Genomic DNA, 2,422 nt, shown 5'->3' with positions numbered 1-2,422 from the left:
CGACGAGGTTGTGGAGACGGCCGAGGTGCCGATCGGTGTTCCGTTGATCCAGGTGGACACGGACGAGGTCGCGGACCGGGTCCGTGCGCTGCCCGACGTGGGCGACGTGGAGATCCGCCGCTCGTGGCCGCAGACGCTGACCATCGATGTACAGCCGCGCGAGGCGCTGGCAGTCATCCGTGACGGCGGCACCTGGTGGAGCGTGGACTCCTCCGGCGTGCTGTTCGACCGGGCCGACGCCCCGGCGGACGGCGTGCCGGAGCTGGATGCGCCGACGGAGGAGTCCGCCGAACTGGCGCGGGCCACCGGTGTGGCCGTGCTGACCGGGCTGCCGTCCTCGATCGAGGAACTCGTGGACAGCGTCGAGGTGGAGTCGGCCGCCGACGTCCGGCTGACCCTGTCCGACGGTGTGACCGTACGCTGGGGGACCGCGGAGCGTGGCGAGGACAAGGCACGCGTGCTGCTGGCGCTGATGGAGCAGCGGCAAGAGGACGACGCCGATCCGCCCGAGACATACGACGTGTCGGCTCCAGATCACCCCGCCGTCGTCCCCTGACGGTTGAGGCGTTGGGGGACCGATACACCGACGCTCGCACTTCCACGGATCCGCCTCGTGAAACGGCACCGTGTGGGTAGCCGTGCGAATTCCATCCGGTATGCGGCGTCGTGAGCCGCGTCGTGGGGCTGTGAGCCGATGGCAGCGGTCAGAATTCCCACGACGATCAGCACCATAGGCCAAATCGGCTTTGGGGCGGCACCCATTCACACGGCTGCTTCCACGACGGCCGCTGAATCGGTCGAGATTCGCACGGCTATGCCCACGATCCTGTCGTGCACGGTGTCGTGGTCAAAACGACCGGCCGGGAACAGACTGTGCAGTCTGTCGTGGGGCAGATGCGGCGTGCGGAGGGAACCGTGTGGTCTGTCGTGGGGCAAAGGTAGCGGGCGGAGAAGACCGTGTGGTCCGTCGTGGGGTCTCTGGGCGGCTAGGGAGCAGAGAACAGACTGTGCGGTTTGTCGTGTGATGGAAGGGCTGTGGAGAACGGCGTTGGATGGGGGAGTTGTCCACAGATCGGGGTTGGGCCTGGCGGTGCGGGTTGGATGCATGGCGAGATTGGGCCATGGCCGAATCTTCTGAATATGAGCGCGGCGGCTCGGACTCTCGGGCCGCGACGCCCGACCACGCTGTGATGGACCTTGCCAGGACGCAGTTCGGGAACGTCACGCGAAATCAGGCGCTGGAATGCGGGCTCACCCGACATCAGATCACGACGCGCCTGGCCAGGGGAAGCTGGTCGGTCGTACATCCGAAGGTATATCGGATCGGTGGTGCGCCGCAGACACGGGCCGCGGCTTCCGTGGCTGGCCGGCTCTATGCCGGTGAGGAGGCGTGGTTCAGCCATGCGTCGGCGGCGCGGCTGCATGGGATCGATCCGCTCGTCCCGTCGGATCGTACGTGGCTCACGGTACCGGCGCGCCTTCAGCGTCCTCGCCGCCCGGGATTGGTCATCGTGCGCTCCCGCCGCATCGACGGGTTTACCGACGTCGTCCACGAGCAGCCGGTCCTCAACGCGCCTCGCACCATCGTCGACCTTGCCGGCGTGCTGCCGGCGCCGCAGTTCTCGCGTGTCCTGTACGACGTGTTCGGCCGTGAAAGCGTGACACTCGACGAGGTGTTGGCGGCCGCGGAGGACTTCGGTGGCCGAGCCGGCTTGGCGCTGTTGCATCGGGCCGTAGAGGAGTTCGACCCCGCGTTCGAGTCGGGCCTTGAGCATGAAGCCGATGAGCTCTTCCGGGACGCGGGATTCGGGTTCGAACGCCAGGTCGAGGTCTGGGAATCGGGAATCCTGCTTGCGCGGATCGACTTCGCGGACGAGCAACTGCAGGTCGGCGTCGAGATCGACGGAGCGAGGTTTCACTCCTCGCACGATGCGCGCTCCTACGACCGCCAGCGAGATCGGACTCTCGTGCGCCGTGGCTGGCGGATCGAGCGCTTCACCACCGATGACATACGCCGGCACCCGAGGACCACCATCCGTCACCTTCGCGCCGTGTACGACGAGTTGGTGGGATCAGGCACGTCAGCGGCGTGATACGCGACGGTGTGGATCGGCTGTGCCGGTGGGGCGATGTGCGCGGCCGGGTTGATCGGCGATGTCAGCGGTGTGATGTGACGACGTTGCGGATTGCCCTCGTTAGGTCATGGACCATGACGCGTGATCGCGTCCGTAGGGAGTTGTCGCGCTAGAGCTGCGGATTTGCGTTATGTGACAGGTCAACTACGCTAGATCAAGTACTAGTTGAAGCTTCAAGTAAGGAGTGTTCGTGTTCCGTTCTCCGATAATCCGAGACGCGGTGCTGTTGCTTGCGCGGGTGGGCATCGGTGCCGTGTTCATCGCGCATGGCTGGCAGAAACTGTCCG

3 protein-coding genes are annotated in these 2,422 nt (G+C 66.0%); all 3 read left to right on the top strand.

Annotated features, from left to right (window positions below):
• Positions 1–556, top strand: a 556-nt coding sequence (locus tag ELR45_RS03010) for a cell division protein FtsQ/DivIB (RefSeq protein WP_205855753.1), incomplete at its 5' end; no start/stop codon positions are given.
• Between the two features lie 565 nt (positions 557–1,121).
• Positions 1,122–2,093 (top strand): DUF559 domain-containing protein, encoded by a 972-nt coding sequence (locus tag ELR45_RS03005; protein WP_165367422.1) that lies wholly within the window; start codon positions 1,122–1,124, stop codon positions 2,091–2,093.
• A gap of 232 nt (positions 2,094–2,325) precedes the next feature.
• On the top strand, positions 2,326–2,422 hold a 97-nt coding region (locus ELR45_RS42445), incomplete at its 3' end, for a DoxX family membrane protein (protein ID WP_420813801.1).

This window comes from Phytoactinopolyspora endophytica (assembly GCF_004138495.1).
Lineage (GTDB): Bacteria > Actinomycetota > Actinomycetes > Jiangellales > Jiangellaceae > Phytoactinopolyspora > Phytoactinopolyspora endophytica.
This window is presented reverse-complemented; position numbering and strand designations above follow the sequence as displayed.

What these genes read in the sequence shown, in the direction of transcription:
- ELR45_RS03005 (WP_165367422.1), top strand. Translation starts at nt 1,122, where the DNA reads ATGGCCGAATCTTCTGAATATGAGCGCGGCGGCTCGGACTCTCGGGCC.